Source organism: Pedobacter heparinus DSM 2366 (genome assembly GCF_000023825.1).
In the GTDB taxonomy this organism is placed as follows: Bacteria; Bacteroidota; Bacteroidia; order Sphingobacteriales; family Sphingobacteriaceae; genus Pedobacter; species Pedobacter heparinus.
Genome location: NC_013061.1, coordinates 681630 through 707512 on the forward strand (window position 1 = coordinate 681630; position 25883 = coordinate 707512).

18 protein-coding genes are annotated in these 25883 nt (G+C 41.2%); 14 read left to right on the forward strand and 4 right to left on the reverse strand.

Features of this window, described 5'->3' with window-relative positions:
• Positions 1-54: 54 nt before the first annotated feature.
• The 10 genes from PHEP_RS02845 (at position 55) to PHEP_RS02890 (ending at position 14621) form a co-directional block, all read left to right on the forward strand.
• Entirely contained in the window at positions 55-1665 is a 1611-nt protein-coding gene (locus PHEP_RS02845) for a glycerol-3-phosphate dehydrogenase/oxidase (protein ID WP_012780744.1), read from the forward strand.
• Positions 1666-1941: 276 nt separating this feature from the next.
• The gene (locus tag PHEP_RS02850) at positions 1942-5208 is read left to right on the forward strand and encodes a SusC/RagA family TonB-linked outer membrane protein (protein ID WP_012780745.1); all 3267 of its coding nucleotides are present in this window, start codon (positions 1942-1944) and stop codon (positions 5206-5208) included.
• An 11-nt stretch (positions 5209-5219) separates the two neighbouring features.
• Positions 5220-6788 carry a SusD/RagB family nutrient-binding outer membrane lipoprotein gene (locus PHEP_RS02855; protein WP_012780746.1) on the forward strand — a complete coding sequence of 523 codons (1569 nt, stop codon included), beginning with the start codon at positions 5220-5222 and terminating at the stop codon, positions 6786-6788.
• Between the two features lie 27 nt (positions 6789-6815).
• Positions 6816-8396, forward strand: coding sequence for a DUF5689 domain-containing protein (locus PHEP_RS02860; RefSeq protein ID WP_036675126.1), 1581 nt, complete (start codon positions 6816-6818; stop codon positions 8394-8396).
• Between the two features lie 183 nt (positions 8397-8579).
• Positions 8580-9068 carry a hypothetical protein gene (locus PHEP_RS02865; RefSeq protein ID WP_012780748.1) on the forward strand — a complete coding sequence of 163 codons (489 nt, stop codon included), beginning with the start codon at positions 8580-8582 and terminating at the stop codon, positions 9066-9068.
• A 107-nt stretch (positions 9069-9175) separates the two neighbouring features.
• A complete protein-coding gene (locus PHEP_RS02870) occupies positions 9176-10588 on the forward strand; it encodes a calcineurin-like phosphoesterase C-terminal domain-containing protein (protein WP_012780749.1) in 1413 nt (470 codons plus the stop codon).
• 44 nt (positions 10589-10632) lie between these two features.
• Entirely contained in the window at positions 10633-11601 is a 969-nt protein-coding gene (locus PHEP_RS02875; protein ID WP_012780750.1) for a DUF6528 family protein, read from the forward strand.
• Entirely contained in the window at positions 11601-12503 is a 903-nt protein-coding gene (locus tag PHEP_RS02880) for a glycerophosphodiester phosphodiesterase family protein (protein ID WP_012780751.1), read from the forward strand. Before PHEP_RS02875 ends, PHEP_RS02880 begins: the two co-directional genes overlap by 1 nt.
• A 50-nt stretch (positions 12504-12553) precedes the next feature.
• Positions 12554-13900, forward strand: coding sequence for a glycerol-3-phosphate transporter (glpT, locus tag PHEP_RS02885; protein ID WP_012780752.1), 1347 nt, complete (start codon positions 12554-12556; stop codon positions 13898-13900).
• Positions 13901-13934: 34 nt separating this feature from the next.
• The gene (locus tag PHEP_RS02890; protein ID WP_012780753.1) at positions 13935-14621 is read left to right on the forward strand and encodes a GDSL-type esterase/lipase family protein; all 687 of its coding nucleotides are present in this window, start codon (positions 13935-13937) and stop codon (positions 14619-14621) included.
• 10 nt (positions 14622-14631) lie between these two features.
• On the opposite strand, the gene PHEP_RS02895 is transcribed toward PHEP_RS02890, so the two are convergent.
• Positions 14632-15768, reverse strand: a complete 1137-nt coding sequence (locus PHEP_RS02895) for a fatty acid desaturase family protein (RefSeq protein ID WP_012780754.1) — start codon at positions 15766-15768, stop codon at positions 14632-14634.
• A 273-nt stretch (positions 15769-16041) separates the two neighbouring features.
• Between PHEP_RS02895 and PHEP_RS02900 the strand changes: the two genes are divergently transcribed.
• Complete coding sequence (locus PHEP_RS02900) at positions 16042-17004, forward strand: acetyl-CoA carboxylase carboxyltransferase subunit alpha (protein ID WP_012780755.1); 963 nt, start codon at positions 16042-16044, stop codon at positions 17002-17004.
• 371 nt (positions 17005-17375) lie between these two features.
• On the opposite strand, the gene PHEP_RS02905 is transcribed toward PHEP_RS02900, so the two are convergent.
• Positions 17376-20405 carry a glycosyltransferase family 117 protein gene (locus tag PHEP_RS02905; RefSeq protein ID WP_012780756.1) on the reverse strand — a complete coding sequence of 1010 codons (3030 nt, stop codon included), beginning with the start codon at positions 20403-20405 and terminating at the stop codon, positions 17376-17378.
• A gap of 770 nt (positions 20406-21175) precedes the next feature.
• On the opposite strand from PHEP_RS02905, the gene PHEP_RS02920 reads away from it, so the two are divergent.
• The 3 genes from PHEP_RS02920 to pth all read left to right on the forward strand — a co-directional run bounded on the left by PHEP_RS02920 (position 21176) and on the right by pth (position 23454).
• Positions 21176-22117, forward strand: coding sequence for a ribose-phosphate pyrophosphokinase (locus tag PHEP_RS02920; RefSeq protein ID WP_012780757.1), 942 nt, complete (start codon positions 21176-21178; stop codon positions 22115-22117).
• 61 nt (positions 22118-22178) lie between these two features.
• Positions 22179-22757: a 50S ribosomal protein L25/general stress protein Ctc gene (locus PHEP_RS02925; protein WP_012780758.1), complete on the forward strand. Its 579-nt coding sequence runs from the start codon at positions 22179-22181 to the stop codon at positions 22755-22757.
• A gap of 136 nt (positions 22758-22893) precedes the next feature.
• Entirely contained in the window at positions 22894-23454 is a 561-nt protein-coding gene (gene pth, locus PHEP_RS02930; protein ID WP_012780759.1) for an aminoacyl-tRNA hydrolase, read from the forward strand.
• Here pth and PHEP_RS02935 read toward each other — a convergent pair.
• Both PHEP_RS02935 and PHEP_RS02940 read right to left on the reverse strand, forming a co-directional pair.
• Positions 23444-25030 (reverse strand): response regulator, encoded by a 1587-nt coding sequence (locus tag PHEP_RS02935; RefSeq protein WP_012780760.1) that lies wholly within the window; start codon positions 25028-25030, stop codon positions 23444-23446. The two genes, pth and PHEP_RS02935, sit on opposite strands and share 11 nt — an antisense overlap.
• Positions 25031-25058: 28 nt before the next feature.
• Complete coding sequence (locus PHEP_RS02940) at positions 25059-25883, reverse strand: CheR family methyltransferase (RefSeq protein WP_012780761.1); 825 nt, start codon at positions 25881-25883, stop codon at positions 25059-25061.

Here is a 25883-nt window from a genome sequence, read left to right on the forward strand (position 1 = left end):
TCCTGTAAACGAAAGTTTACGAAATATCAGTATTTTAAATTGAAAACAAACGAAATGGTGTTTAGTCGCGAATCATTCATAAAGCAGGTAGAAGAACGGAACAGTTGGGATGTGATAGTTGTTGGCGGTGGTGCTACAGGGTTAGGAACCGCTGTGGATGCGGCAAGCAGGGGTTACAGTACTTTGTTGCTGGAACAGTCGGATTTTGCAAAAGGAACCTCCAGCCGTAGTACAAAATTGGTGCATGGCGGGGTAAGATATTTGGCTCAGGGAGATGTTGCGCTGGTTTATGAGGCATTGCACGAACGTGGTTTGCTGTTAAAAAATGCACCTCACCTGGTTAAAGACCAGGAGTTTATCATTCCTGTTTATTCCTGGTTGTCTAAATATAAATACCTGATCGGCTTAAAACTTTACGACTTGCTGGCGGGGAAAAGCGGTTTTAAAAAATCTTCCTTTTTATCAGCGGATAAAGTATTAAAAGCAATACCTGGATTAAAACCTGATGGCTTGATTGGTGGGGTGAGTTATAGCGACGGACAATTTGATGATGCCCGCTTGGCTTTAAATCTGGCGCAGACGGCTGCCGAATATGGCGGGGTGTTACTGAACTATGCGAAGGTTACCGGGTTAACGAAAGAAAACGAAAACATTAGCGGACTAAGTTTTGTAGATACCGAGACCAATAAAAGCTATACCCTGAAAGCGAAAGTAGTGGTCAATGCTACCGGAGTATTTGTAGATGAGATCCTGAAAATGGATGTTCCCTCAGGAAGAGCAATCGTCCGTCCAAGCCAGGGTGCCCATGTTGTTTTAGATCCTTCATTTTTGAAAGGGGACAGCGCCCTGATGATTCCAAAAACACCGGATGGAAGGGTCTTGTTTGCTGTGCCATGGCACGGAAAAGTATTGGTAGGAACAACAGATACCCCATTAAATGAGCATAGCCTGGAGCCAAGGCCCTTGGATGAAGAGATAGAGTTTATATTGACAACGGCAGGCAAATACCTGACAAAAGAACCTTCAAGAAAGGATGTATTGGCTGCATTTGCAGGTTTAAGGCCATTAGCTGCCCCGGGTAAGGATACCGATAGTACGAAGGAAATCTCCAGAAGCCATAAGCTCATCATCAGCAAATCAGGAATGATTACGATTACCGGGGGCAAATGGACCACTTATCGTAAAATGGCTATGGATGTAGTAGATAAAGCTATTGAATTGGGCAAGCTACAGGCAAAAAAATGTATTACCCAGAATGTTAAAATCCATGGTTATGTTGCTAAAATGCAAACCGGAGATCTGGGCTTATACGGTGCTGATGCTGCTGGTATACTGGAGCTGATAAGCCTACAGCCTGAACTTGGCGCCCGTTTGCATCCTGATTACAAATATCTGCAAGCTGAAGTGATCTGGATGGTTAGAAATGAAATGTCACGTACGATTGAAGATGTGCTTTCGCGAAGGATGCGTCTGTTATTCCTGGATGCGAAAGGGGCTTTAATACTTGCTCCGGCTGTTGCACAGGTAATGGCTGCCGAATTGCAAAAAAATGAGGCCTGGGTGAAAGAACAGATTGAAGCCTTTACTGTGCTGGTAAAACAATATTTGTTGTACGCACCCGGAAAGGAAACTGATAATGTTCATCAGGTGAAAGTTACGGCCTAACTTAATGAATGCTTAACATAAACTTAAAACTACAACCTTGATATTTGCAGCAAATCAAGGAGAATCGAAATGAAACGAAATGCTGCAAAACAAAAAGAACTAACCAAATAATAAAATCTGATGAAGGAATATTCCTGTATATCATTTAATTGTACCCAATCGGCTATTCAGAGCTGCTGGGAGGTTTTTTCTGTGCTAAGAAAAAGAAGTCATCATGTCGAAAAGCATAAACAAAAATATTGCAACTAAAGGGGGAACACCAAATTAATTAAGATTATGAACAAAAAATCTACTCACAATGTGCAATTCAAAAAACCACTCACCTACCTTGCTTATGCATTGGTAATGGTTTTTATGCAATTGCCGCAAATGCTCAAGGCAGGAACAGTACCTGTTGTAGCGAACCTGTTTTGGCAGGAAATAGTTACTGTAAAAGGAACGGTCAAAGATGCAAAGGATGGCGGTGGGCTACCTGGCGTTACCATTTCAGATGGGCAGAGAAAAGTGCTCGGCGTAACCGATGGTAACGGTGCATTCACTATTAAAGTAGCAAAAGGGACTGAAATCTTGTTTAGTATGTTGGGCTATACCCAGGTTAAACGAACAGTTACCATGGCTACCATAACAATGGCCGTCAATATGAACAGCTCAAGTGCAGATCTGGATGAGGTAGTTGTTACTGCATTAGGAATCAAACGTGAAGAAAAATCATTGGGTTATGCTATTACTAAGGTAGACAGTACACAGCTTACAGATGCGGTATCGAGTAACTGGACTGATGCTTTGTCAGGAAAAGTAGCTGGTTTAAACCTGGTGCGTAACGGTGGCCCGGCCGGATCCAACAAAATTATTCTGCGTGGCGAAAACAACCTTACAGGAGACAATGAAGCACTGATCGTAATTGATGGGGTGGTGGCCAGCAGCAGCGCCAGGCGTACAGCGGCCTCGTCGGGTGGTGTGTATGGAACAAGCGGTGATGTTATGCCTGCAGATTTTGGTAGTGGCCTGAATGACCTTAACCCAGAAGATATAGAAAGTGTTACGGTATTAAAAGGCCCGGGCGCATCAGCTCTTTATGGTCAGCGTGGTGCCAATGGTGCAATTATCATTACCACGAAATCTGGCAGTTCCAAAAGAAAGGTAATGGGGATTACTTTTACATCTAATACCGCATGGGAAAGTGTAAACCGCGGACCAGACATTCAGAGTGAATTCGGTCAGGGTCAGTTTGGAGTCCCTTACTTTTCATATGGCAATACGGAAGATGGGGCTAGTACAAATTCAACAAGTGCCTCATGGGGAGCACCATTTGTATCTGGGGGCATGTTTTATCAATATGATCCGGCTACCAAAACAAAAGGTACTACACGTACACCATGGATAGCTTATCCAAATCCTATCAATGCTTTTTTTAGAACCGGACTAGAAACCACCAATTCTGTAACCTTGGATGGTAGTGTGAAAAATGTAGCTTTACGTTTTTCTGCAAACCATGGAAGTAATGAATGGATAGTTCCTAATACCGGGCTGGAGCGTACATCCGCATCCTTATCTGCCAATTCTCAGATAACTAAAAAACTCAACATATCGCTAAAAGCAATGTACAACAATAGGAATAGCGATAATTTACCAGCAACAGGATATGGCAACCAGTCGTTAATGTACTGGTTTATGTTTGCACAACCCAACGTAAATGTCGACTGGTATAGAGATTATTGGGCACCTGGAAAGGAATTTACCCAGTTTGTAAATATTACTACTACAAATCCCGAAAGTCCTTATGCCATATCAGAGCAATACCTAAACGGACAGAAGCGTAATGGTGTTACAGGGAATGTCCAGGCTACTTATAAATTTACCAATGAACTGAGCTTGCTGTTGCGTACTACACTCGATCAGGTATGGGACAACCGTACAACAAAACGGCCGTGGGATGCTGCGGGTAATAAGTTTGCACACGGTTCCTACCGTGAACAGAAGATCAACTCTTATGAGTGGAGTGCAGATTTCATGGTAAAATACGATAAGAAGATCAGTAATTCGGTTAACATAGCTGTTACCGCTGGTGGTAGCCAGTTAAGAAATGAATACCGTAAAGGTGAACTTAGGGCCGACGGACTCATTATCCCTAATGTTTACAGATTAGACAACAATGAAAATCCGTTGATATCAGTTCCAGATACAGCCAGGTACAGACTCAATAGTTTTTATGGTGCAGCTTCTATCACGTTCAAAAACTATCTTTACCTGGACCTGACCGCCCGTAATGACTGGAATAGTGTTTTGGCAACGCCAACCCGTACAGATAACGTGGGCTTTTTCTATCCATCTGCCAGTTTAGCTTTTGTAGCTTCCGATTTCTGGAAAATGCCTAAAGCGATCAGCTTTGCAAAATTAAGAGCTTCGATTTCTCAGGTTGGTAGTGGTACGACAGTTCCCTACCGCACGGCTTATAATTACAACCTCGCATCAAATGGAATCTATCCAGATAGTGCCATGACCAATCCAACAACACTACCAAATCCGAATTTAAAGCCACTCAAAACAACAACCATTGAATTAGGGGCCGAAATGAAGTTATTTAATAACAGGCTTGGTTTTGATTTGGCTGTTTATGCTGGAAATACGAAAAACCAGATTCTTAGTCGTTTGGTTGATCGTGCTACCGGATATAACGTAGGTATTTTCAATGTCGGTCGGGTAGACAATAAAGGTATTGAGTTGTCAATTAATGGTACACCATTACAAACCAAGAATTTTAAATGGACAACCTATGCTACTTTTTCGGCAAACAGAAATAAAATTAAAGAGTTGGCCGACAGTGCAGTAGTATTGCGTACAGGAGCATTGGGAGGCGGTCAGGTTGTAGCCAATATAGGTGGTAGTATGGGCGATTTATATGGCATTGGCTTTTTACGCTCTCCTGATGGCCAGATCGTATTTGATGCAGTAACCGGTAATGCCAAAGCCGATAAAACCAGTGTTATTTACTTAGGTAATACTATGCCTAAATTCAGGTTTAGTTTTGGTACAGGGGTGAGCTATAAGCAGATCAGTACAAATATATTATTTGATGCGCAGATTGGTGCTGTAGGACACTCACTTACATTTTCCAGGATGGCGGCATTGGGTAAGTTAAAAGCAACCCTTCCAGGCAGATACAATGGTATCATCGGGCAGGGGGTAGTGCAGAATCCTGATGGCAGCTATCGCCCTAACGATGTGATTGCAACTGATTTCGAACAATATTATACTTCAGTTTATGGGTCAGACCAGGCAGAGGGTAGCGTATTCAGAACCGATTACCTGAAATTCAGGGAAGCAAACATCACTTATACTTTTAACAAATCATTCGTAAAAAAATTGGGCATGAACAAGATCACCATAGGTGCTTACGGACGTAACCTGTTTATCTGGTCACCATGGCCGGCATTCGATCCTGAATTCGGTACTTTATCCGGATCAGATATCGTTCAAGGTTTTGAAACAGGTCAATTACCTTCTACAAGAACTATAGGCGCACGTTTGGTTGTTGGCATTTAATTATAAAGGAAATGAAAAATATTAGAATTAAAATCAGTTATATAGTGTTGCTGGCATTTGGTATCGTGCTTTCTTCCTGTGACAAGGACTTTCAGGAAATTAACACTGATCCTATTGGAAAAGGAACCACTACGGCAAATCAGTTACTTGCACCTGCGCTAGTAAATGTTTTGTCTGCTAATATGTTGCGTAACCGCAATTTTAACAATGAACTCATGCAGGTTACAGTTACACTTAGTGATGCGGAGGCCCAGGTATTCAGGTATGATTTCAGGCGAAACTGGTCTGATTATACCTGGAATGTATGGTACCCTGAACTTACTAACCTTGCAGATATCTATACCATTGCAAGTAAACCGGAAACGCTTAATAAGTCATACCAGGGTATTTCACTGATCACTCAGGCCTGGGTTTACTCTTTAATTACCGATGCGTATGGCGATGTGCCCTACTCTCAGGCTAATAAAGGTAAGGAAGGCATACTTGAGCCTGCTTATGATAAACAAAAAGACATTTATCTTGATCTTTTTAAAAAACTGGAAGAAGCAAATACGCTGTTGAGTGCAGGTACCGCAATTGTTCCTACGGGTGATCCTGTCTTTAACGGAGATGTGAGTAAATGGCGCAGATTCGGCAATTCATTGTACTTACGTTTGTTATTGCGCATTTCACGTAAAGCGGAAGTTGCTACCACTGTTATTGCTAAAATTAAGGATATTGTGGATACCAACCCGGGTAATTATCCGATTATGCAAGATAATACCCACACTGCAAAAATACTTTGGAATGGAACCAATAGCAGTTCGGCGGTTTATTCATCCCCATATATGGTAAGCGTTAGGGCTGTTGATTTCAGGGGGACTGCGATTACCGATTTCTTTATCAACAACCTGATAAACTGGAACGATCCAAGGATAAGACCAGCACTAGGTAAAAGCGGCACACCACGCTGGGGTATTGCCCAGGGGCCTAATGGTTATGTTGGTGTACCAAGTGGGTATGCGCCAGGGTCTGGAATTATAAAACAAGCTTATTTTTATTCAGACACACAAACTGCAGGATATATTTTGCAAACAGATCCCTATACCGGAATTCTGATGAACTGTGCTGAAGTAGATTTCATTTTAGCCGAAGCAGCTGCAAGAGGGTGGATAAACGGAACCGGTGAGGCTTATTATAACAAAGGAATTGTAGATGCCATTAACTATTGGATTCCATCCTATATGTCAAAAACTACAGATGCAAACTTCCTTAATTTTATAAATGAAGCAGAAATTTACTGGCTTGATTATTTGCCTTTAGAAAGTACTGCCCCTGGAAGTAACAGTAAACTGGAAATGATACATAAACAAAAGTATTATGCCATGTTCCTGGTTGATTTTCAGCAATGGTTTGAATATCGCCGTACGGGCCACCCATTCTTACCTAAAGGAGTTGGATTGGCAAATGGCGGCGTGATGCCTGCAAGGTTGGCTTATCCGGCTATCAGTCAGTCTACCAATCCTACCAGCTACAAAAATGCTGTTGCGGCCCAGGGCCCGGATGAGATCAGTACACAGGTTTGGTGGCAAAAACCTTAATTTTTGGATGATATTAATAACATAGTTATGAAAAAGATATTAATAAATTGTTTCATCATAGGCGCCTGTGCTGCTGTCTTGATGGGCTGTAAGCGGGATAGTGATTACGTCGCTGCAACCCCTAGTATATATATTGCCAATTTTGATTTAAGAAAAATATACACGGGTACAGATGTAACCCTAACTACAGAAAATATGCGTGGCGCAACCTATTTAAGAGGTCAGGTCATTTCAGATCACTCAGGTAATAACATGCCTGCTGGTTTGCTGGTAATTCAAAATTTGAGAAAGACCGGAAATGGCATAGACTCACTTAGAGGGATGTCTGTAAATATTGGTGCAGATGCAGCCAAATATGTTCCTGGCGATTCAGTACATGTAAAAATTGAAGGAGGAGTGTTGAAAAGAGTTAACGGGATTTTACAGATTACTGGGGTCTCTGCATCAGATGTCACTAAAATTGCTTCAGGTAAACCAATTATGGCACCGAGAGGATTTGCTAATCTGATCGCGGCCCTTCCGGATAGATATGAAAGTACATTGATTAATATTGTAAAAGGGACTTATAATCCATTGCTAGGCCCGAATGATATATTAGCCGGGGATAAAATACTTAATGATGGGTCATCAGACATTATTTTACATACGGAAGCCAATGCTACATTTGCAAATATCAAGCCCCCTTTTAAGGGCAATTACCTTGGAGTGCTTTTTAACAGAGTGGGTCAGGATGGCAAGCTGATACCGGAACATAGGCTTCGTACGGCTTCTGATCTGATTGTACGTGGTTCTACGGCAGATGTTCCTGAATTTGTGATTACAGGATTTATTAACGATCCGGCCGGTACAGATGCCAATAATGAATACATCCAGTTCAGAGCTACTAAAAATATAAATTTTGCTGTTACGCCATTTTCTGTTATTACCACAAACAACGCGGGCTCAGCACCACCAACAGGTGCCCCTGTAAATGGATGGGCCACCGGACAGCTTAGAACTTATAAGATCAATTTAACATCTGGTTCTGTTGTAAAAGGTGAATTCTTTTATGTTGGAGGTAATAAAAAATTGATTAACAGTACAAGTTCTACCTCTATGGCCGCATCAAAGTGGATTAGCGCAATTGATTATAATAAAGCGAGCGACAGGTTTAATTCAGGCAGTACCACAACAGGGACAGCAACAACCAACCTCCTTGCAAACAGCGGGAATGCATTTGGTATGGCGGTATTCAGGGGCATAGAAGTTACGCTGAACACTATACCAATTGATGTTGTATTTGTCCACGATGGAGGCTCATTGTACCAGGCCGGTCCTGCACCAAGTTACGGAGTTGGATACCGCATTGGTGATACCGATGTTTATGATGTGATAGAGCCGGTTTCAGGTACACCACAACCTTATTTCCTTGCAGGTACAAATAAACAGAAGTTTACTTATGTAACTCCTGGTGTTTCAAATGATGATGGGTATTTCTATATACTTGGAGGTACTTTTGATACGGTACAGGGAAAATGGGTCAATGCGAGATCGCAAACAATCTATCAGCTAAGTAAGACTTCAACCGTAGCTGAGATTGAAGGTGGAAATGCTACTGTAATTAAATAAATATTCCTATAGCAGAAATTGCTTTCAGGAATAACAGTTAATGGAAGCCATTGCCATGGCTTCCATTAACTTAATTATTAAAGAAGACAATTGTTGATCGGATAAAGTGTCGTAAGGACATAGTGTGGTGTTAAAAAGATACTATTAATGATAATTAACCTAACATTTTAATCAAAAACAGTTATGAAAAAATCATCCCTTATGAAAGCCTGTTTAAACATAGGCTTCCTTTTTACTCTGTTATTCCTTTTTTCATTTGAATCTTTTGCTTCCGTGCCAGTTGGCAAACCAACCGGTAAAGTTATTAAAAGTGCAAGATGGTTCAACTATCCTTATGCAATCAATGGGCAAAGGGCAATGTCCTTTTGTTCAGATGTCGTTAATGAATCCACCGTTGGATTCCAGTCCAATGATTTACAAGATGGAGCGACTGTTTGCCGGTGTCAGCTTTATCGCATAACCGTGCCAAATTTATCCTGTGCCCCTATATCATGGGGGGTATTCAATGCGACGATAGCGTATTCTTATTCTAATTACGACAAACTGGTTCAATTTACCAACGGCATTCTTGTAGATGGCTATGCAAATGTTTGGATTACTGTTACAGATCCTGTAACAAGCGATCTTTATTCTGTTGAGTGGGCATTTTCTGGCGGTTATTGCTGTGAATAAAATTTATATGTAATACAATATCGGAGTTCTTATTTTTTAACATCATTAATGGTTGTTAAGGAAGCCGATATCTGGCTTCCTTAATGTTTAATTAAAATTATACAATTGTGAACAGAAGATCCTTTTTACAAAGCGTCGGTTTTATAACCGGCAGTGCTTTTATCAGCCTCCAATCCAATGCCTTCAATAAACTTAGCCGCGATAAAACCGTAACGGGCAGGGTAACCGATGGCAAAAAAGGGATAGCAAATGTAGTGCTCTCTGATGGTTACAGTGTTGTGTTAACGGATAATAATGGAAAATACAGCATCACACCTGATGCAAAAGCAACAAACATCTTCATGAGCACGCCTGCCGGCTACGAGTTTAAAACGGATTACAATGTGGCCCGGCAATACGAAACACTGGGCAGTCGCAATGCATACGATTTCACCCTTAAAGCGCTTAAAAGGAACGACAATAAGCACAATTTCATCATCTGGGCCGACCCTCAGGTAAAAAACAAAAATGATGTAAAACAGATGATGGATACTGCTGTGCCTGATGTACAGCAACTGCTGAAATCGATGGGCCCTGATGCATTGGTACACGGTGTTGGGGTGGGCGACCTGGTATGGGACAACCATGCCCTGTTTCCTGATTATAACAGAGCTGTGGCACAAATGGGCATCCCTTTCTTTCAGGCACTTGGCAATCACGATCAAGATTACAGACTGGGTGGCGATGAAACGGCTGATAAAACATTTAAAGAAATATACGGCCCTACCTATTATTCTTTTAACCGTGGTAAAGCACATTATGTGGTGCTCGATGATGTACGCTATCTTGGCGTAGAACGTACATACGATGGCTATATTATGGAAAACCAGTTGAACTGGCTTGCCCAGGACCTGAAACATGTAAACAAAGATCAGCTGCTGATCATCTGCCTGCACATCCCTGTTCACAATGCCGTTAAAAATAACACTGATTTTTATGCCCTGCTGGAAGGTTATACAAATGTACACATCATGTCGGGCCATACCCACTATAACCTCAACAACATTACCAATGGAATATACGAACACAACCATGGAACGGTTTGTGGCGCATGGTGGACTGGCCCTATCTGTAGCGATGGTACACCTCGCGGCTATGGTGTGTATGAGGTAAACGGCAATGAACTGAAATGGTATTATAAATCGACCGGTTTCGACAAAACCAAACAGCTGAGTGTCTACACAGAGGAACTGACCAACCAGAAAAGACTGATTGCAAATGTATGGAACTGGGATCCGGAATGGAAAGTTGAATATTTTTTAGACGATAAACCAATGGGAGCACCCGAACAGCAAAAAGGATTTGACCCCCTTGCTGTGCAGTTGTATAAAGGTGATAAGCTGCCTGTTAGCAGGCCTTTTGCCGAACCCAAAAAGATGGACCATTTATTTGTTGCCCACTTTAGCCCATCAGTTAAAAAAGTTAAAGTAACGGCAACAGACCGTTTTGGAGAAAAATATACCGTGATCACCGAATGCTAAAAAACAGTATAAAACTGCTTCAAATCAACTAACAACCTGAATCAATGAAAAAAATCGTAACCTTACTTTGTGTGTTGTCCTTTTGGATAATTGCATGCTCTTCAAAGAAAGCGGTATCTGTACCTGATCATTCAGCGCCATCCCTTGATTATAAAAATACCAACCTGATCATTACCGATCAGTCGCAAAACCGGATAGCCAAGGTAGACCTCAAAACGCAGGCCATCGTTTGGGAATGGAAGGCCGCTACAGGCATTCCGGCAAAAGATGTGGCCTGGTTTAGCAACATCAGCGAAGGGAAACTGGTGTACAGCGGAAAATATATGCTCATCACCGCTTCTGGTGGCGGTGTAGCCCTGGTTAGGATTTCTGATAAGGCAACCGTATTTTATTGTTATGTAGGTGGCAATACACATTCGGCCGAGATCCTTCCAGATGGAAATATTGTTACTGCTTCGAGTACAGGAAAACTGCTTACCCTCATCCATGTAAACCTGAACAGCTTCCCCGATAATGTTTATAAAAAAACAATGGTACTGGATGATGCCCATAATGTAGTATGGGACAAACAGCGCCAGATACTTTGGTCGGCAAACAAAGACAAACTTGTAGCCTATACTTATAACTTTAACTGCAACGCTCCCGACCTTACCGTAAAAGAAAGTATAAATTTGCCGGCTAGTGGTTGCCACGACCTGTTTCCTGTATATGGCGAAGATGCTTTATGGGTGTCTACAAGTACCAAAGCCTGGAAAGTTGACCTTAAAACCCGGAATATAAAAGAATCATCGGCCCTGCCGCGGATTAAAAGTGTGGATTCAGGCCCTGAAGGCTATCCTGTAATTACCCTTCAGGGAATAGATACCGACCAGCAATGGTATAACGATAAGGTTCAGGACCTAAATGGTAAAACCATTTTTCAAATGGCTGGCTTAAAAATGTACAAAGCAAGGTGGGATCTTAAAAATGATTTTAGTTATTCCGCAAATGATGATATAAAAACCTGTAACTAATGAAAAATATAATCTGTGTAACCAGCCTGGCGCTGTTAAGCCTGTCGGGATGTAAAACCATGCAAAACACCAAGTCAATCACCAAAGCTGAATTCCCGGCTTTCAGCACCGAAGCCCATAGGGGGGGCAGGGGGCTAATGCCCGAAAATACCATTGTAGCGATGCGCAATGCCATCGATATTGGGGTAACTACCCTCGAAATGGATACCCATATCACCAAAGATGGCCAGGTGGTGGTTACACACGACGATTACCTGAGCCCGTCCTTTATGCTTACACCCGAGGGTAAGGAAATCCCTAAGGCCGATGCTAAAAAATACCCTATCTATCAGATGGACTACAATTTGCTGAAACAGTTTGATCTGGGCAGCAAATTTCTGGCAGCTTTTCCTGAACAGAAAAAGATAAAAACGAATATACCTTTGCTGGCCGATCTGATTGATGAGGTACAAACTTACTCTAAAGGAAAAAGGCAGCTATTCTACAACATAGAAACCAAATGTAGCGCAAAAGGTGATGGCATTGTAAACCCCGGGCCAGAGCAATTTGTAAAACTGCTGATGGATGTGATACAGAAAAAAGGTATTACCCCTTATGTAGTGATCCAGTCGTTCGACAAAAGGACCCTGCAGATCCTGCATAAAAAATATCCCGAAGTAAGAACATCCTTTCTGGTAGACAACAAAAATACAGTAGCCGAAAACCTGGCCGACCTTGGTTTTAATCCATTCATTTTGAGCCCGGCCTTTAAAATGGTAAATGAGGAACTGGTTAAGCAATGTCACGACCGGAATGTTAAAGTTATTCCCTGGACACCCAATACCAAAGCGGATATCGACAATTTAAAGCAGCTAAAGGTAGATGGCATCATTTCCGATTACCCTAACCTGCTGGTCAATTAGCCGCAGGCAAACCAATTAAATTAAACAACTAACCAAAATAAAAGAAATAAATGGGCTTTAACCTTTTCCCGCCACCCGCTCCACACAAACCTTTGCTGCCAGAAGAGCAAGTTAATTCCAGCTACTGGAAACTTCGTTTACAGGTCTTTGCTGGGATATTTTTAGGATATACCGCATACTATTTTGTACGCAAGAACTTCTCATTCGCTATACCGGACCTCATTAAAAATGAAGGTTATACCAAAGGGGAACTGGGATTTGCGTTCTCGGCACTTTCTATCGCCTATGGCTTTAGCAAGTTTTTAATGGGTAACCTGTCCGACAGGAGCAATGCGAGGATATTCTTATCGGCAGGACTGATATTGTCTTCCCTTACCATGGTTTGTATGGGATTTTTCCCTTTCGCAACATCGTCTATAACCGTCATGTTTGTTTTGCTGTTCATAAATGGCTGGTTTCAGGGAATGGGATGGCCACCTTGTGGCAGGGTAGTGGTACATTGGTATTCTGTAAGGGAACGCGGAACGGCAATGTCCATCTGGAACCTGGCGCACAATGTGGGCGGTTTTTTGGTAGGCCCATTAACCATTTGGGCCATTGAAATATTTATGGATTGGCAAAGCAAGCTGTATTTTCCTGGCATGGTTGCCATTGTATTTTCTATAATAGCTTATTTCCTTGTCAGGGACACCCCTCAATCCTGTGGGTTGCCGCCTATAGAGGAATACAATAATGACTATCCGAAAAGTTATGATGCAAGTCAGGAAAAGGAATTTACAGCCAAAGAGATATTTTTTAAATATGTGTTTAACAATAGGATGCTTTGGTATATAGCCATTGCCAATGCATTTGTTTATTTGGTCAGAAATGGAATTGTTAACTGGGCGCCAACTTTTTTAGGAGAGGCAAAAGGTTATACCCAAACACAGGCAGCCTGGGCATCTTCAGTTTATGAACTGGCAGCAATTCCGGGTACCATATTGTGTGGCGTGCTGAGTGATCGTATTTTTAAAGGGAGAAGAGCCCCGGTAACGATTATTTATATGGCCTTAACATTGGTGTTTGTGCTGGTGTACTGGAAAAACCCTTCAGGTAACCAGTTGTTGCAAAACATCTCTTTATGGGGTATCGGCTTTTTGATTTACGGACCTGTAATGCTGATCGGCGTGCAGGCCCTAGACCTGGTGCCTAAAAAAGCTGCAGGTACGGCAGCTGGTCTGACAGGCTTGTTTGGCTATTTCATAGGAGACCTGATGGCCAATGCAGCAATAGGTAGCCTGGTTGACAAATATGGTTGGGATGCCTGCTTTATTGCCATCGTAATTGCCTGTTTACTGGCTATATTCTTTACTTCGTTTACCTGGAACAGAGAAAAACGGAACCTTGCATCCAAATAAAATCATTAATTTGTTGTCCTTAAAATATAGACTAATGAAACATACATGTTTTAAAATTGTACTGGCCCTTATATTTACCTTTACCTGCTGCCAGTTAAATGCCCAGGAAGTTAAATACGACAGTACTTACCGCCCGGGTGCTTACGTTAAAAAAATAGAGGAATTTAAGAAGGAAGGCATCACCAAAAAGGATTTTGTTTTTCTTGGGAACAGCATTACTGCAGGTACCAACTGGGCAAAATTACTTGACCTTCCCAATGCAAAGAACAGAGGCATATCCGGAGACATCACTTTTGGTGTTTTAGAACGGCTGGACCAGGTCATATCCGGTAAACCTGCAAAGGTCTTTGTACTGATCGGGATCAACGATATATCCAGAAATATCCCGGATAGCCTGATCCTCAGAAATTATAAAAACATCATCAGCAGAATCAAAACAGGCTCTAAAAAGACCAAAATCTATTTTTATACCCTACTTCCGGTTAATGCATCGTTCAATAAGTTTAAAAACCACTATGGCAAAGACGAGCACATTTTATGGTTAAACTCAGAAATCAGAAAGCTGGCCGATAAAAAGGTAACGGTTATAGACCTGTATACACATTTTATTGATGGAGAAAATCATTTAAAAGCAAATCTGACACACGATGGATTGCACCTGAAGCCCGAAGGCTATCAGGTTTGGGCAGAGGTGCTCAAAAACGGTGGTTATTTAAAATAGCCGCCGTTCATTATTTTTCAACAACCAATAGCACGGGTATCTGCCTGTTGATATAAGGTGTTTCCAGGTAGGTTTCCCTGCCCAGTCTTTTCAGGGTTTTGTAATGTGATATCAGCGCAGTTCCAAACGAAGAACTTTCTATATAGTCCAGGTTAAACTCTGCAGCGGTCTGCTTTACGATAGCCCCGATGGCAGGGTAGTGAATGTGACATATTTTAGGAAACAGGTGATGCTCAACCTGTCTGTTTAAGCCCCCGCATAAAAAGCCTGTCAGCTTACATTCTACGGCAAAATTTGCAGTTGTCCGCATTTGGTGCACAGCCCAGGCTTCTTCAATATTGCCTTCGTCATTGGGAAAAGGAAAGCTGGTGCCTTCAACCACGTGTGCCAGCTGAAAAACCAGGCCCAATACCAGTCCCTGAGCAAACTGCATCACCAGAAAACCAATCACAAACTGCCACCAGCTAATGTTCATGACCAGTAATGGCAGTACGATAAACAGGAAGTAATAAATGGCTTTATAAAAGAAAAGGTTGAAATATTCAATTTTTGGATGGTTATGTACATGCTCGCCAATTTTTTTCTGAAAAAACTTCTTGTAATCTTTTCTGAATACCCATGAAAGCATGGCGAAGCTGTACAACACAAATGCATAATAATGCTGATACGATTGCACTTTGCTTACTGTTTCAGCTTCCGAAAAGCGGATAAGTCCGGGTGCAACATCGATATCCTCATCATGCCCTGCAATATTGGTGTAGGTATGGTGAACAATGTTATGGCATATATTCCATACATAGGGGCTTGCGCCAATTAAATTAAAAATAAAACTAAACAGTTTGTTTATTGTGGCATTGGAGGAGTAGGCTTTGTGAATGGCATCATGACAAACATTAAACCCCACAAAGGCTCCAAACATACCAAGCAGTACACACAACAGGATGCTGATTGTGGCGTTAAAGCCACCCAGCAATATCAGTAAATAAATGCTAAGCAGTCCCGTCAGAAAAAAGATGGTTTTGAACCACATGGCCCCGTTGGCATGTATCGAAATATCATTTTCAGTAAAATAAGCATCTACCCTTTTCCGCACAGTCACATAAAATGTTGATTGCTCAACATTCGTGAACTTAATCTTTTTTCCCATAAATTCTTTTATCCCCCCTGGGTTGACGACCTCATCTTTATTTGTATTTGGCTAATGTACCATAATAATATATATATCAGGGTAATGTCATGTTATATTTAAGATCGTCCTTGTTATTATTTAGTTACGAAAATACAGCTTGCCTGGTTTTCATCATATGGATTTTCAATTTGTGTGTAAAACTCCTGTGGATTCATTTATATTTAACTTAAATTAATGCTGTATGGTCAAAACTGTTTTTTAAAATAAAATGTCTATTTTTACAGCCCGATTATGGAACAGATAAAAACATCATTTGATTTTGAAAAGCCTATTGCTGAGCTGGAACAGCAAATTGAAAAGGTTAAACAAGTTGCCGATAAAACCAAAGTAGATATGTCTGCTACCTTAACTGAACTTGAAGAAAAGCTGGACAAGACCCAGCAAACACTATATAGCAACCTTACGGGGTGGCAAAAAGTTCAAATGTCCCGTCATCCTGAAAGACCGCAGACCCTTGATTATGTCAGTATGATCTGTGATGATTTTATTGAGATGCATGGCGACAGGACCGTTAAAGATGACAAGGCTATTATTGGTGGTTTTGCAACTATAGATGGCCAGACCGTAATGATCATTGGACACCAGAAAGGTAAAAACACCAAAGAGCGGCAATACCGGAATTTTGGTATGGCCAATCCGGAAGGTTATAGAAAAGCACTTCGGCTGATGCGCCTTGCCGAAAAGTTCAATAAGCCTGTGATCTCTTTTATTGATACCATGGGAGCCTACCCGGGCCTTGAGGCAGAAGAACGCGGACAAGGAGAGGCCATTGCCCGCAACTTGCTGGAAATGTCGGTACTAAAGGTGCCTATTTTGTGCTTTGTAGTAGGTGAAGGTGCTTCTGGTGGGGCCTTGGGTATTGGTATTGGCGACAGGGTGTACATGCTTGAGCATACCTGGTATTCGGTCATCTCTCCAGAATCCTGCTCATCTATCCTTTGGAGAAGCTGGGATTATAAGGAACGCGCTGCTGAATGCCTGAAACTGACATCTGAAGATATGTTTAAAAATAAACTGATCGACGGAATTATTAAAGAGCCACTGGGCGGTGCACATCAAAATCCTGAACTGATGGCACAAACTTTAAAGCAACAGATCCTGGATGATCTGAAAGTATTAAAGAAAGAGAAAACAGAAAAGATGATCACTGCCAGGATTGATAAATTCTGTGCAATGGGGGTTGTTAATGAGTAATAAGCTCCTATACTGTTCTCCGGCTGCATAATTTGGCTCTGAAGGGAGCCAAAAGACGCCAGGCCGGTTCACAGCATACTCGCTTCTACCGAACAATAGCATGGCACAAAATTTAATTGCTTTTACCGAACTATGATGGTAGAAAATAATGGATAAGGACAGAGAAAATAAACGAAAGCGGCCTGTAGTATACAACTACAGGCCGCTTCATTTTATTACGTGTCATTATAAAAACAAAGTGCAGTGATATAGAAAGCACTGCACTTTGTTTTTATGGTGAGCAGAAAGCGAGTATGCTGTGAACCGGCCTGGCGTCTTTGCGCCCCTTCGGCGCAATTATGCAGCCGGAGAACAGTATAGGAGCTTTCTTACTATTGCCCCTGTGAGAAATACATTGAGAACCTGGCTTCCATTCCTTCAAACTGACGGGTTAAGCTTTCACTCAGTTTTGTCTGCTTATACTGGGCAGTAGTTCTGGCCATCTGGTTCAGGAAGGATAATCCGAGCTGAACATTCTGATTGCCTATAAACCTCCGCTTGCTTTCAGAAACATCGGCCAGATAGGTCAGTTCTTTCTGGATATAAGCGGCCGATTTTTCAATTAATGCATTTGCCCTTGGTGCTTCGTTAAGCAGGTAAAGGTTTTCAGCCATAAAATAAGTGCCCATCATAGAACGCATGCCATAAAATCTTTCCGGCATTACTTCAAAATAACGGTTTACAACTTTCTTTGCATCTGCTGTTTTACCTTCTTTAATTAAACCGGTAATGGTATTGTTGAATACATTGGTAAAGATCGAGATGTCATCAGAAGATTGTGGATCAAGATATTTTGCATTTTTTACATTGCCCCAAACAAATTTGTCCATTACATTTTTATAAAGTACAGGGGTATTGATCAGTTCTGATCTGTTTGCCGCTGTATCAGGTTTTAAAGGAAGCAGGCGCAGGGCAAGACCTTCATTATATAAATACTGGTCCAGGCCATTGTATTGGTCTGAAGGCACCGTGCTGGCAAAGTAAACAGGCCTTTTCCAGTCATTATGCACCAAAATATCAATCATGGCCAATGTACCTTTGGTTACATAGTTTTTGTTAAAGGTCCATTCCAGTGCCGGTGCGATTTTACTGGAGTCGGTAGCGCTTACCACGCCATTTTTAAGTACATCAGCACGGTTTACAGTAAGTTTGAAGTTTTTGGTAGGGATGAAGTTTTCCTTGCTGCCATCCTGCAGTGGTAATTTATCTTCCGGATCATCTGATAAAAGGATGGCAAGGATATTACTTAATTCTACAGGGCCGGCAACTTTGTAATCCTGATAATACATCACATCTCTTACGCCCTGCACATATTGCTCAGGCTTCATGGATATAGGTAAAGGAGCCGACTCATTTTGTTTATGCCGCATACCATTGATGTACCAGTCGGTATCAAATAAACTTAAGTTTACCAGGCGGATATCCGGGCGTATATTTTCTACCTCCTGGGCATACCATAAAGGATAGGTATCATTGTCGCCATAAGTGAAAAGAATTGCATTTGGGGCACACGACTGCAGATAATCGACTGCAATGTCATGGGCTACCATTTTGGTTGAACGGTCATGATCATCCCATCCCTGGGCCGCCATGATCACGGGTGCTGCAAATAAACCCGCTACGGTAGCCAGAACAGCCCCGGTTGCAGGGCTTAATTTTTTGAACAACCATTCCCTTATGGCCAGTACACCCAAACCTACCCAAATGGCAAAGGCGTAAAAAGAGCCTGCATAAGCATAGTCCCTTTCTCTCGGTTCCATTGGTTTTTGGTTAAGGTAAAGTACAATGGCCAGTCCTGTAAAGAAGAACAGGAGGGCTACTATTCCGGCATCTTTCTGGTTGCGTTTAAAATGCCATATGGCACCCAATAACCCCAGTATTAATGGTAAAAAGAAGAAGCGGTTATAAGCATTACTGTCAGTTATAGAAGGGGGCAGGTTTTTCTGATTGCCCAGCATTAAAGCATCAATAGGTTTTATGCCGCTTAACCATTGTCCTTCATACAGGCTGCCCTGTCCCTGATCGTCATTTTGTCTGCCTACAAAATTCCACATAAAATACCGCATGTACATCTGACCTATCTGGTACTTGAACAGGAATCCAATATTGTCAAACAGATTAGGGAAATGATCATCACTAAAGCCCATCATGTCTTTATAATAACCTATATGCCGCTGGTCATCACTATACATCCTCGGAAAAGGCGTAGTTCTATCGTACTCATAATCTGTTTTTCTGCCCGCTGCTTCATACTTCTCGGCACCTTTTCTATATAAAGTTTTGCCTTGTGTAAGGTTAACCTTCTGAGAATTATAGTTAGGGCCAAACAACAGGGGCCTGTCGCCATATTGCTCCCGGTTTAAATAGCTCAGGAATGAAAAAGCATTATCAGGATCACTGTTGTTCAGGTTTGGATCAGCTTTGGCCCGAATGATGATCATGGCAAAAGAGCAGTACCCAAATATGATCAGAACTGTAGAAAGTAAGGCGATATTCAGCACCCTTTTCTGGTGTTTGATAGAATAACGGATGCCCCATACCAGGCCGCCGATTAGCAGGATGGCAAAGCACATTACCCCGGTACCAAAGCCCATTCCCAAGGTGTTTACAAAGAAAAGATCGAAATAGGCGCCAAATGAAACCAGGTATTGTATAATTCCGTATTGGATAACAGCAAGTATAAGTATTCCTATAATTCCGGTTTTAATGATGCCGCTGGTAGTTGTTTTTGATGTCTTTTTGAAATAATAGACAAAAGCAATGGCAGGGATGGTTAGTAAGTTTAACAAGTGAATACCAATGGAAAGCCCCATGATATAGGCAATAAACAACAACCATTTGTCGGCACCTTTTTCATTGGCATGGGCTTCCCATTTTAAAATGGCCCAGAAAACTATAGCTGTAAATAAGGATGACAAGGCATACACTTCAGATTCAACAGCAGAAAACCAGAAACTGTCAGAAAAAGTATAAGCCAATGCACCTACGATTCCTGCACCCATGATAGAGATCATTGTAGATCTGCTGATCTCTTCATTTTCTTTAACCAGCAGTTTTTTGGCCAGGGCAGTGATGGTCCAGCATAAAAACAGGATGGTGGCAGCACTGGCTATGGCAGAACCTACGTTCATAAAATAAGCTACTTTCTGAACATCGCCCAATGCAAACAAAGAAAAGAACCTTTGGATCATTAAAAACAATGGGGCACCGGGCTGATGAACAACCTGCATTTTAAAGGCCGAAGCAATGAATTCGCCACAATCCCAAAAACTAACGGAAGGCTCTAATGTTAAAATATAAGTTACAGCGGCTACAAGGAAGCAAAACCAGCCGGTAAGATTATTGATTTTTGAATAATTCATTTCTTTATTGAATAGTTAATGTTCTGTTGAGGCGATTAAAATGCAGCCGAAAATAAAGAATAAGATTGAGAATAGCACAATTTAAGCTTAGTTTAACATTTTTAATAGCCATGTATAACTTATTGTTACAAAAACTTGCTGTTTGGGCTTGGGCTGGATAAGGTTTGAAAAAGGATTTGGTTGGGCTTTGTTCGGAAAACAGGTACCTTTTTCCGAAGCCACCTGCACGCAATCCCGAATCAAACCTTAATCTGGTGTATGCTGTCTGTGCAGATAGCCGAATGGAAGCCGTGTGCCTGGCTTTCTTGAGCTATGATCCAAACATGATAACAAAATGGAATAATATTGCTGTAATCCGGCTTTTGTCTTGTCCGAGCAAGAGGATAGCAAGACAAAAGCAAGAGGAAAGCAAGAGAAAAGCAAGACAATTTTATAAAGGTGTCTTATTCATATATAGATTAACGATGTTTTTTTGCTGCAATCAAATTGCTCATTTTAAAGACTTTATTTTACGCCCGAATAAAAAGCTTAAAAATATTTTATTTTTTTTCCGATGGCGCTTGCAAAAACGAAAAATCTGCGTAGATTTGCATTCCATTTCAAAGGAAGCCTTTTAAAATGGAAGATTGTCCGATAGTATAAGGGTAGTACAACGGTTTTTGGTACCGTTTGTCTTGGTTCGAATCCAGGTCGGACAACTAACAATATTCGGATTGTGGGTTTTATTCACAATCCGATTTTTTTTAACCAGCATTGATATACCTTTAATCATGCCATTGCAATTTAATCCAGTTAAGCTTTTTGCCGGTACCGGTACTAAAGAATTAGCAATAAAAATTGCCGAACATTACGGCAAGCCATTAGGCGTTGTAACCCTGAACAAGTTTAGCGATGGTGAGTTTCAGCCTTCTTACGATGAAACGGTGCGTGGTTGTGATGTTTTTTTAATCAATTCTACTTATCAGCCTAATGACAATTTGATGGAGCTTTTGTTAATGGTTGATGCTGCAAAGCGGGCATCAGCACATTACATTACTGCGGTTGTTCCTTATTATGGTTTGGCAAGACAGGACAGAAAAGATAAGCCAAGGGTGGCAATCGGGGCCAAGCTGGTGGCTAATTTATTAAAATCGGCAGGAATACACCGGATCATGACGATGGATCTTCATGCTGCCCAGATACAGGGATTTTTTGATATTCCGGTAGATCACCTGGACGGTTCTGTCATATTTGTACCTTATATAAAAAGTTTAGGACTGGAAAACCTGACCATTGCTTCACCAGATATGGGGGGCTCTTACAGGGCACGTACTTTTGCAAAATTCTTTAATGCAGAAGTGGTAATTTGTGATAAAAGGCGTAAACGTGCCAATGAAATAGAATCGATGTCTATCATTGGTGATGTTGCCGGTCTGGATGTAGTGCTGATTGATGATATATGCGATACTGCTGGTACTTTGGCCAAGGCTGCAGCTTTAATTATGGAAAAAGGGGCCAACAGTGTAAGAGCGGTTTGTACACACCCGGTATTGTCTGGTAAAGCGTATGAAACAATAGAGCATTCTATGCTGACCGAGCTGATTGTGACAGATACTATTCCATTGAAACAACAGAGCCCTAAAATAAGGGTTTTGAGTACAGCACCTTTGTTTGCAAAGGCAATTGCCAATGTAAATGAACATGGGTCTATCAGCGACCTGTTTAATGTTTAATATTAATAATTATATATAAATGAAGCAATAAAGCTTCAGACAATTAAAGCAAATAAAAAAGATGAAAACAATCGCAATTAGCGGTTCTCCAAGAGAGAACGTAGGGAAACGCGATGCTAAAGAGCTTCGCTACGAAGGTAAAGTTCCCGCAGTATTGTATGGTGGCAAAGAGCAAGTGCACTTTGCTGTAGTAATCGCAGATTTAAGGGATGCTATTTACACTCCGGAAGCGAATTTTGTAGAAATTGCCATCAATGGCAATAAAATTAAAGCAATCATTAAAGAATTGCAATTTCACCCATTAACAGATGTATTGTTACACGTAGATTTTCTTCAGTTGTTTGACGATAAGGAAATCTTAATGGAAATCCCTGTTAAATTGACCGGTACTTCTCCAGGTGTTAAAATGGGTGGTAAACTGGTTCAGAAATTACGTAAACTTCGTGTTAAGGCTTTCCCTAAAGATATGCCTCAGGCTGTAGAAGTAAGTATTGCTAAATTAGAAGTTGGTAACCTGTTCCGTGTACGTGATCTTGAGAAAGGCAAATACACAGTAACCAATACAGGTGAAGATACTATCGTTTCTGTAGGTATGTCAAGAGCATTGAAGCAAGCAGAACAAGAGGCTAACAAAAAATAATCAGTTTAGCTTGAAATAAAAAGCAGCACCCAATCGGTGCTGCTTTTTTTATGGATTCATTTCGGTGAACGCTGATGTCGTGTAAACTATTATCTTTGCAGGTAATGAACAGGGCTGATCAAAAGATAATTTAAAGATGAAGTACTTAATTGTAGGTTTAGGAAATATTGGCCCCGAGTATGCCTGTACACGTCATAATATCGGTTTTATGATAGCAGACGAGCTGGTGAAACAACAGGAAGGTACATTTACCAATACCCGGCTGGCTTATTATGCTGAAATTGGTTTTAAAGGCAGAAAGCTGCATGTAATTAAGCCCACTACTTATATGAACCTGAGTGGAAAGGCCGTAAATTATTATATGCAGGAATTGCGTATCCCGCTGGAAAACGTACTGGTTATTGTAGATGACCTTGCTTTACCATTGGGTAAGCTGCGCCTGAAATTGCAGGGCAGCAGTGCAGGACACAATGGGTTAAAAAGTATAGAAGGACTTTGTGGCGGGCAAGGGTATCCACGTTTGCGGTTTGGCATCAGTGATAATTTCCCGAAGGGCAGACAGGTAGATTATGTGCTGGCACCCTTTGATAAAGATGAGTTACCCGAACTGCCAGGACTGATAGATAAGAGCACCGAACTGATCAAAAGCTTTGTAACCGTAGGCCCTGCCAAAACGATGACGGCCTTTAACCAATAGTATATTCCTGTATTTTTTTGTACAGTACAGCCGGTTCAAATGGTTTGCTGATCACATCATTGGCGCCGGCCGCTATTGCTGTTTCTTTATCGGTGTCGAGTACTGCCGCTGAAAATGTGATGATGGGAATATTTTCCTTTCCGGGAGCATAACCTTCCCTGATCAATCGGATGGCTTCCAGCCCGTTCATCACAGGCATAAAAGTATCCATTAAAATGAGGTCGTAATGCTTTTCCCTGAGCTTGTCTAGGGCTTGCTGTCCGTTTTCTACCACTTCCAATTGTACCTCCCAGTTCTGCAGGATTTTAATGATCAGGAATTTATTAATGGGATTGTCTTCCGCTACAAGAATATTTAAATTTTTAAATGGCATCAGTTTTTCTTCCAGTTGTTTTTCGGGTACATCAGCGTCTTTTAATACTTCATACCAGTTGCTGAAACTAAAAGTACTGCCAATATTTTCTTCACTTATGACTTCGAGCGTACCTCCTTTTAATTTGGCCAGATTTTTAACTATAGATAAACCCAGGCCTGTACCACCAAATTTAATGGTAGTCTGCTCATCTGCCTGTTCAAAGGTTTCGAAAATTTTGTCAATATTCTCTTTGGCTATCCCTATGCCGGTATCTGCAACAGAAAACCGGAGTTGAAGGTTGTTTCCCTTTCTGTTCAGTATCTCAACCTTTAAGGTTACACTACCCTGGTGGGTAAACTTAATGGCATTTCCGATTAGGTTCATCAGGATCTGGTTGAGGCGGAGGGAATCGGCCAGGATCATTTTTGGCAGTTCAGAATCGAGCGCCAGCTTAAGGTCGAGTTTCTTTTCGATAGATGGGATCCGGAGCAGATCTACCACCGATTCACATATTTTAATGATATCGGTTGCAGTACGGTTGATCTTGAACTTACCCGATTCAATTTTTGACAGGTCGAGTACATCATTGATTACGCCCAGTAATGAGTTGGACGAAATTTCAAGCAGGTTAACCATCTCCCTTTGTTCATCTGTCAGCTCCGTCTTCTTTAAAAGCTGTGCAATACCGATGATTCCATTGATTGGGGTCCGGATCTCATGGCTCATATTGGCCAAAAAATTATCCTTAATTCTTTTACCTGTTTCGGCAAGTTCTTTGGCCTTGATCAGTTCTTTCTGATAAGCTTCAAGCTCTTTGTTCTTCTTTTTTACTTCTCTTTGGTTTCTGATAAACTGGATAAAAGAATCCACTTTTGCTGCTGTAACATAAGGGTCGAGGGGTTTATACAGGTAATCAACCGCCCCGGTGCTTAGCCCTTTAACGGCATATTTGGTTTCTTTGGATATGGCAGTAACAAATATGATCAGGATCTCTTTGGTCCTGGGATTGCTTTTTAATATTTCTACCAGTTCAAATCCATCCATTTCCGGCATTTGAACATCAATCATGGCAATGGCAATATCCATTTCCCAGGATAAGCGGAGCGCTTCATTGGGATTGGTGGTGCTGATGATATTGATGTCATTTCTTTGCAGCAATGCTTCGAGGGCAATAATATTTTCGGGTCTGTCATCAACAATTAATATGTTAATTTTTTCCATGTTTTTGTTCTTGATATGATTTAAGCCTCTAAGCTATTTTCTGATAAATGTTATTTTTTTTGTCTATTATTTTAAAGCGCCCCAGCTCTGTGCTCCTCAATGTTTCTTTTGAACCTAAACATAAAAAACCAAAATTAGCCAAACTATTGTAAAATAATTCAATTACCTTTTTTTGAAGTTCTGTATTGAAGTAGATCATTACATTGCGGCAGGAGATGAGTTGAAATTCATTGAATACACCATCTGAGGCTAAGTTATGTACAGAGAAGAGCACGTTCTTTTTTAAGGAATGGTTGATGGAGGCTGCGTCGTATTTTGCCGTATAATAGTTTGACAAGGTATTTGTTGTTCCCGTTTTTTGAAAATTTTCCGAGTATTGCTTCATTTTCTGTAAATCATAGATGCCTGTTTTTGCATGTTCCAGCACATCAGCATTGATGTCGGTACCATAGAAGAAGCACCTCTCGTATAGGTTTTCTTCGGAAAAAAGTATGGCAAAAGAATAAAGTTCTTCACCGCTGGAACAACCTGCATTCCATATTTTAATGCGTTGATAGGATTTGAGATAGGGGATGATGTTAAGGCTTACAGATTGGTAAAATGCAGGGTCTCTGAACATTTCGGTCACATTCACCGTTACCTCAATTAAAAAAGATTCAAAGTAATCCTGATCGTTGGTTAGCAGTATACGAAGATCAAAAAGGCTAAGTCGCTGCAACTGCATAATTCTGCTTACCCTTCTTTTTAAGGATGCTGCAGAATAATCGCCAAAGTCAAATCCATGAATGTTTTTGATGAGCGCGACCAGGTTACCCAGTTCCTCATAAGTGATGATGTCAGTTTCTTTATGCAT

Excerpts from the sequence above, each read along its gene's own strand:
- PHEP_RS02895 (WP_012780754.1), bottom strand. The coding sequence starts at position 15,768 with ATGGGAAAAAAGATTAAGTTCACGAATGTTGAGCAATCAACATTTTAT.
- PHEP_RS02865 (WP_012780748.1), top strand. The coding sequence starts at position 8,580 with ATGAAAAAATCATCCCTTATGAAAGCCTGTTTAAACATAGGCTTCCTT.
- PHEP_RS02935 (WP_012780760.1), bottom strand. The coding sequence starts at position 25,030 with ATGGAAAAAATTAACATATTAATTGTTGATGACAGACCCGAAAATATT.
- PHEP_RS02900 (WP_012780755.1), top strand. The coding sequence starts at position 16,042 with ATGGAACAGATAAAAACATCATTTGATTTTGAAAAGCCTATTGCTGAG.
- PHEP_RS02845 (WP_012780744.1), top strand. The coding sequence starts at position 55 with ATGGTGTTTAGTCGCGAATCATTCATAAAGCAGGTAGAAGAACGGAAC.
- PHEP_RS02855 (WP_012780746.1), top strand. The coding sequence starts at position 5,220 with ATGAAAAATATTAGAATTAAAATCAGTTATATAGTGTTGCTGGCATTT.
- PHEP_RS02880 (WP_012780751.1), top strand. The coding sequence starts at position 11,601 with ATGAAAAATATAATCTGTGTAACCAGCCTGGCGCTGTTAAGCCTGTCG.
- pth (WP_012780759.1), top strand. The coding sequence starts at position 22,894 with ATGAAGTACTTAATTGTAGGTTTAGGAAATATTGGCCCCGAGTATGCC.
- glpT (WP_012780752.1), top strand. The coding sequence starts at position 12,554 with ATGGGCTTTAACCTTTTCCCGCCACCCGCTCCACACAAACCTTTGCTG.
- PHEP_RS02875 (WP_012780750.1), top strand. The coding sequence starts at position 10,633 with ATGAAAAAAATCGTAACCTTACTTTGTGTGTTGTCCTTTTGGATAATT.
- PHEP_RS02860 (WP_036675126.1), top strand. The coding sequence starts at position 6,816 with ATGAAAAAGATATTAATAAATTGTTTCATCATAGGCGCCTGTGCTGCT.
- PHEP_RS02940 (WP_012780761.1), bottom strand. The coding sequence starts at position 25,883 with ATGCATAAAGAAACTGACATCATCACTTATGAGGAACTGGGTAACCTG.
- PHEP_RS02920 (WP_012780757.1), top strand. The coding sequence starts at position 21,176 with ATGCCATTGCAATTTAATCCAGTTAAGCTTTTTGCCGGTACCGGTACT.
- PHEP_RS02850 (WP_012780745.1), top strand. The coding sequence starts at position 1,942 with ATGAACAAAAAATCTACTCACAATGTGCAATTCAAAAAACCACTCACC.
- PHEP_RS02905 (WP_012780756.1), bottom strand. The coding sequence starts at position 20,405 with ATGAATTATTCAAAAATCAATAATCTTACCGGCTGGTTTTGCTTCCTT.
- PHEP_RS02925 (WP_012780758.1), top strand. The coding sequence starts at position 22,179 with ATGAAAACAATCGCAATTAGCGGTTCTCCAAGAGAGAACGTAGGGAAA.
- PHEP_RS02890 (WP_012780753.1), top strand. The coding sequence starts at position 13,935 with ATGAAACATACATGTTTTAAAATTGTACTGGCCCTTATATTTACCTTT.